General features: G+C 59.1%; 4 protein-coding genes and 2 pseudogenes. 3 read left to right on the top strand and 3 right to left on the bottom strand.

Annotated features, from left to right (window positions below; all coding sequences use genetic code 11):
- Both SA87_RS09275 and SA87_RS09270 read right to left on the bottom strand, forming a co-directional pair.
- On the bottom strand, nucleotides 1-332 hold a 332-nt coding region (locus SA87_RS09275), incomplete at its 3' end, for a transposase (RefSeq protein ID WP_245637703.1).
- Nucleotides 333-962: 630 nt separating this feature from the next.
- Nucleotides 963-1,772, bottom strand: a complete 810-nt coding sequence (locus SA87_RS09270) for a hypothetical protein (RefSeq protein WP_211264215.1) — start codon at nucleotides 1,770-1,772, stop codon at nucleotides 963-965.
- Nucleotides 1,773-2,956: 1,184 nt separating this feature from the next.
- Between SA87_RS09270 and SA87_RS14455 the strand changes: the two are divergent.
- The 3 genes and pseudogenes from SA87_RS14455 to SA87_RS09260 form a co-directional block, all read left to right on the top strand.
- Nucleotides 2,957-3,067, top strand: a pseudogene (locus SA87_RS14455) (helix-turn-helix domain-containing protein); the annotation flags it as partial.
- 107 nt (nucleotides 3,068-3,174) lie between these two features.
- Complete coding sequence (gene istA / locus SA87_RS14450; RefSeq protein WP_354667512.1) at nucleotides 3,175-4,002, top strand: IS21 family transposase; 828 nt, start codon at nucleotides 3,175-3,177, stop codon at nucleotides 4,000-4,002.
- 124 nt (nucleotides 4,003-4,126) lie between these two features.
- Nucleotides 4,127-5,575: pseudogene (locus tag SA87_RS09260) on the top strand (IS5 family transposase); the annotation flags it as partial.
- 219 nt (nucleotides 5,576-5,794) lie between these two features.
- Here SA87_RS09260 and SA87_RS09255 read toward each other — a convergent pair.
- On the bottom strand, nucleotides 5,795-6,048 hold a 254-nt coding region (locus SA87_RS09255), incomplete at its 5' end, for a transposase (protein WP_211264213.1).

Genomic DNA, 6,048 nt, shown 5'->3' with positions numbered 1-6,048 from the left:
CCAGCGGGTCGTGGCCGCCTCTTTCGCCGGATGCTCGGTGAGGTCTGCTTCGTTTTTGCGAAGCGGCCGGCAGGAAGACGGTGGCCGGTGCATCTTTCCACCCGCCGGGCCTCATCCACCCGGCGGCTCGCATCCTGAAGCACGTGAAACGGATCGGCCACCACACGCGCTTCCGGAAGGACCCGCTGAATCAGCTTCTTCCAGCTCTCCTTGAGGTCGATCGTCACCGCCCGGATCTTTTTCCGGACGGATTCCGGAAGGCGCTTCAAAAAGGCTTCCAGCGTCCTAAGCCGATCGTCCGGCAAAAGGAGGGAAGTCGCTTCTCGGGCCAAACGCAGGTCACCGTGATACACGGCCTGTCCGCGAAAGCTGTGTTCGTCGATGCTTAAGACGACCTCCTCAAGATCCGCAAGGAGCGTCTCGATGCTCGGCGGAAACGAACGCCTCGAAGCAAAAGGCGCCGAATCGTTCCGGGGCTCAGGTTTGCCTCTTCGGCCACGCGGCTGGGGCTAGGTCCCGCAGGTGACCGAAAAGCATGGCCATCGCCCGATCCGTCATCCGGGCCCAGGGCTTGATGCCGGGGAAGGTCTCCGTAAACCCCTTCCGACAGAAGGCAGCGGAACCGCCGCGGCCGAATCCAGAGATAGACCGGCTTTTGATCCACCCACGTGTGCAGTTTACGTCGCCACTTTGACGAACGCTGTGAACAGAACGGCTGATGGCCTGGCAATGGGGACAGCGCGCTTCCTTTTTCGGCCGCCCGGCATACACATCGACGCTCTGCTCGTTTTGCTCAAGGCGATAGATGATCCGGCCTTGAAGACCGAGAGCGTGCCCAATAGACTATTTCATAGGCGGTCGGAGCCTCCTTGGGATGTGGTGTGTTGTTGATGACTATCCCATTAGCGCTTTGACCGCCTTTTTCCTGCTTGAGCAACCACACTTTTTAGCTTAGAGCCCGTTTATCGACGTCGATCGACACGGTTGACAGGCTCCTTAGTTCGCGTCGCCGTGAGGATCAACGGAGTACTTATCCCCTGCCGTCGGCTCGCCTCGGCGAGGAATGCTGCCAGCCATCCCAGTGCATCCAACGACCACTCCGACAGGGTGCCGCGAAACGTGACCCGGTGTCGAGAAGGCCCGAGCCACAGGTGGTTCGGGATGCCGGGCTCCAGATGCACGGCGTCTTCGTCCACCAGGGAGTGCGAATCACACGTGAAGACGTCCTGCTTGATTCCCTGCATCCACTGAAGCATTTCGGGCGCTGCTGAGGGGAGGGTCGAATCCTGGCCGCCCTCCAGCGTGATTCGCACCTCTGTCCGGAAGCGGGAGGCACAATCGGCGAACCAGCCGGTGGCCTGGAGCAGCGCTCCCACAGCGTCCAGGCGCGACGAGGCGCCCGCTGGCGCGTCGAGGCTGTGCACGGGCAGCACCACTTGCACCGCCTTCAGGCGCATCTTGCCCATGCGGGCCACTACGTCGCCCGCACACGAGAGGAATGGCTGCAACGGCAGCGGCCGGTCAGCGGGAACAGGAACCGGTTCGGCCAGCGCTACCTGAAACCAGGCGATGCGAGCCGGGCTGGATCGGAAGTCTAGATCCAGCCCAGCGTCGTTCATGTGCCAGAGGCCGCCGGAAGTATGCTCCCTAGCCCCAGCCAGCCAGCCCATCGCAGACGACCGCGCGTAGAACAGGCTGTACGCGTCTTCAGTGGCAACGAGCGGATCGTACCACGGATGCAATTCCAGTTCGCCGTACAGAGCCGCAAACATGGTAATAGTGGGCCGCATGCCAGGGTACCTGGAAGGTTCCATGTTCGTATAACCGCCTTGCATCATCGCCGGCACTCAATGTTGACAGCCGGCGTGTAGAGCTTCCTAGGGTCGTCGGCCACGCCGACAAGGTCCACGTCAACGACGCTCCGCCATCCCGTTAGCTTAGTGCTGAGACAGTCCACACGTGCGGTCGCCCGGTTACCAGCACCGCCACCGGATCTCACCGTCTTACGGCCTGGCTCCCCAACATTTCTCCAAGTACCGTCACTGTAATACTCCTGCAGTTGCACAGTAACAACGGCGTATGTGGCAGGACAGTCAACGTTTTGCCACCACCCGTGCGCAGACGCTGCGATGCCTGTTGAAGATCTGTGGACATAGTCGCCTCGCGTATAGAACTTACAGAAACGAAGCGCCTCCGTGGCGTCCGTACTGCTCCCCCATTGACCGGATTCCTCCAAGCCCGCCACGTCACCTGCAGGGGCGGCCGTGGGCACGGCAGCGGGCACCGATGGATGGGCCGCAGTGACAAAGATCCAAGAGTTTGCGAGTAGTACCGCACTCATCGTCACGACGACAGATACTGACAAAGCCCTTTGGAAGCGGCCAAACGATACCCAGGCCAACCATGCGAGCCATGATCGCCAGCTTCGATAGCCTCGATACTTCATCAATGTCCCCCTTTCGTGCCAAGAAGCAGAACGACGCCGGGCAGGCTAATCCCACCGCATCACATTTGGACACCACCTCTCCGACCAGACCATGCATCGGGCTGCTGAAACTCAGGCTAACGGGTCCGGAGTCACGAAGCAACTGACGTTCAGACGGCGGCAGCGCGGCGACCGGTACGATGCACACCAGGTCGAGCGGCGCGAAGGGGTGGTCGAAGACCGGATCCCCTCCCGGCGGTCAACGTTTATCGACGTCGACCGACACGGTTGACAGGCTCCTTAGTTCGCGTCGCCGTGAGGATCAACGGAGTACTTATCCCCTGCCGTCGGCTCGCCTCGGCGAGGAATGCTGCCAGCCATCCCCGTGCATCCAACGACCACTCCGCCAGGGTGCCGCGAATGTCATCGCCGGTGTTAAACTGACCCGGGATCGCCAAGTAGGAACTGACCCACTCCCCGGCAAATACACCCTCCGAATCCGGCCACGGAGCGGGAGGTGTCCTCGGCAACATGCTGGGAGGTGGGAAGGTGAAACGCTTATACGAGCTTCATGGCGAGGGTCGGTCCATCCGGGAGATCGCGCGAATCCTCGGCATCTCCCGGAACACGGTGCGGCGGTACTTGCGCGCCACCGAGGTGCCCAAGCCGGCACCTCGGGCGGCTCGCGGCTCGAAGCTCGACCCGTACAAAGCGTTTATCCTGCAACGGGTCGCGGAAGGAGTGGAAAATTGCGTCGTCCTTCTCCGCGAGCTGCGGTCCCAGGGTTACGAGGGGGGCTACACCATCCTCAAGGAGTTCGTCCGGCCCCTGCGTCGCCCCCGATCCATCCCTGGCACGGTCCGGTTCGAGACGCAGCCAGGCATGAGGCGCAAGTGGATTGGGGCAGCTGTGCCTATACGCTGCCGGACGGTACGGTCCGGCGAAAGCGGGTCTTCGCGATGGTGCTCAGTTGGTCACGGGCCCTGTACGTAGAGTTTGTCGACCGGGCCGACACCGCGACCTTCATCCGCTGCCATCTGAACGCGTTCCGGTACTTCGGCGGAGTGCCCGAAACGTGCCTGTACGACCGGACCAAGCTGGTGGTGTTGGGGCTGGACGAGAAGGGCGAACCCAAGTGGAATGAACGCTTTCTGGACTTTGCCCTGCAGCTGGGTTTTGGGATCCGGCTCTGCCAGGGCTACCGCCCCCAAACCAAGGGCCGGGTGGAAAGCGGCATCAAGGACGTCAAGGGCAACTTCTGGCCCGCGGTTCGATTCACGGATCTGAATGACCTGAACCGGCAGGCCCTGGCGTGGTGTGATACCGTGGCCAACGTCCACATCCATGGCACCACCCATGAGCGGCCCGTGGACCGGTTGGCGATCGAACGAGGTGCCTTGCGGCCGTTGCCCTCACCGAAGTCGCCTCCCCGCAAGACGGTTACCGGGCTTCATCGGGCCAGTCCCTCCGCCGCTCTGGATAAGAAGGTTTTCACGAAGATTCAAGGATTGAATTGTAAAAGCTTGAACTCATTTTACAAAACGGATGATCTTCTGTCAAGGGATTTTCGGCTCTAAGCTAGGGACTGCTGAACGAACGAAAAACCCTTTACTGAGAAGGATTTCAGCCTCTTGATGGAGAAATCAAGTACAAGGATTTCGTGCTTAATCCCTCAAAATCCATGCACATAGGTGTTGTCTGATGTATGCATCAAGCGAACAACAGATGATTTTGCCGGATGACTTCTTTTTGCCTTTCGGTGGAAAGTTGAATAAAAACAATCGCTGGGTAAAACTCGCGCAAATGATTCCCTGGTAGAAGGTTGAGCAGCACTACGAAAAGCAGTTTCAATCCTCAACGCGTGGCCAGAAGGCATATTCCGTTCGTGTGGCGCTGGGAGCGCTCATTATTCAGGAACGTTTGGGTTTAAGCGACCGGGAAACCGTCCAGCAGATCACAGAGAACCCATACCTTCAGTATTTCCTAGGACTCCCTCATTTTCAGGAGGAGCCACCGTTTCACCCTTCGCTGCTTACGCACTTTCGCAAGCGGTTTGATGCCCATCTTCTCCAGCAAGTCAATGAGTGGATCCTGGAGGAAGAGGAAGCAAAGAGCACCCCAGCCAACGATTCGAACGCCGCTTGTCGTCATGATGATCATGACGATCATGACGATGACGATCACGGCGCTCCTGGTGAACAAGCGTCCTCATGCTCGCCGAACACCCCAGCGAAGTCCACGCATGGAGAACTTGCGTCCAATAAGGGGAAGCTCTTGCTCGACGCCACCTGTGCTCCGGCGGACATCGCCTATCCCACCGATCTCGCTTTGCTCAATGAAGCGCGGGAAAAACTGGAAGCTATGATCGATTGGATGCATCAAGCGCGAGAACCGGGGAAGCGTAAGCCTCGCACGTATCGAGAGAAAGCGCGAAAGGCATACCTTGCGGTGGCCAAAAGGCGTCGCGTAAAGCCGCACACCATGCGCAAGGCGATTGGGCAACAACTGCGTTACGTGAGGCGGGACCTTCGAATCATCGAGACATTGAAGGACGAAATCGGACTGCAGGTGCTCAGTCGGAAACAGTACCGGGACCTGCTCGTCATTCAAGAGCTGTATCGCCAACAAGAAGAGATGTACCGCAAGCGTACCAAACGCATGGACGGTCGCATCGTCAGCATTTCACAGCCCCATGTGCGCCCGATCGTACGGGGCAAGGCACGGGCAAATGTCGAATTTGGCGCCAAGGCAGCCATCAGCATGGTTGATGGCTATGCACGGCTTGAACATCTGGCGTGGAACAACTTTCATGAGGGACATCTCTTGCAGGAAGCAGCGGAGGCCTACCGGAAGCGCTACGGGTATTATCCGGAAGCCATTCTGGCTGACAAGATCTTCCGCACCCGAGAGAACCTCAAGTACTGCAAGGAACGCGGTATTCGCTTAAGTGGGCCGCCTTTGGGCAGGCCTTCACCGGCTTCCCGAAGTGAACAGGCTCAATTTGAAAAGCAGGATACGAGAGAACGCAATACGATTGAAGGAAAGTTTGGCGAGGGCAAGCGCTTTTATGGGCTTGGCCTTGTTCGCACACGCCTTCAAAGAACGAGTGAAACCGTCATCGCGCTCACGCTTTTGGTGATGAACCTGGAGGGTCACGTCCCGTCAAGAGGTGTAAAATCACCGTTTGTGTCTACTGTGTGACATCGGTCGGCTTTGTCCCATTCGGAACCCTATCGACCGCCTTCGCGCTCCGTCAAGGGACGCTTCGCTCGTCCTTCGGACGCCCTTGACTTTGCGCTCGCCGGTCGATTCCAAGCCATGAGGGCAAAGCCTCCGTGTGCGCGTGCTTGCACGCCCCCTTCTGACACGCTATTTCTGTAACACCACCTCGGCTGCCAGAAGCGGTTGGTGGGGCTTCAGTTTCGCCATTGACTCCAAACTGAAGTATCGCCGCGACACCAGCCACTCTTCATGCTGCTCTTGCAAAATCGCTCCTGCCAGACGCAACACCGACGCTCGATTCGGGAAAATCCCCACAACGTCCATCCGCCGACGCATCTCTCGGTTCAGGCGCTCCAGGGGGTTCGTCGAGCAGATCTGCCGCCAGTGCTCGAAAGGGAGCG

The organism is Hydrogenibacillus schlegelii, assembly GCF_001653195.1.
Classification (GTDB): domain Bacteria; phylum Bacillota; class Bacilli; order Thermicanales; family DSM-22653; genus Hydrogenibacillus; species Hydrogenibacillus schlegelii.
Note: the sequence above shows the minus strand (reverse complement) of the source record. Positions and strands in the feature narration are given on the sequence as shown.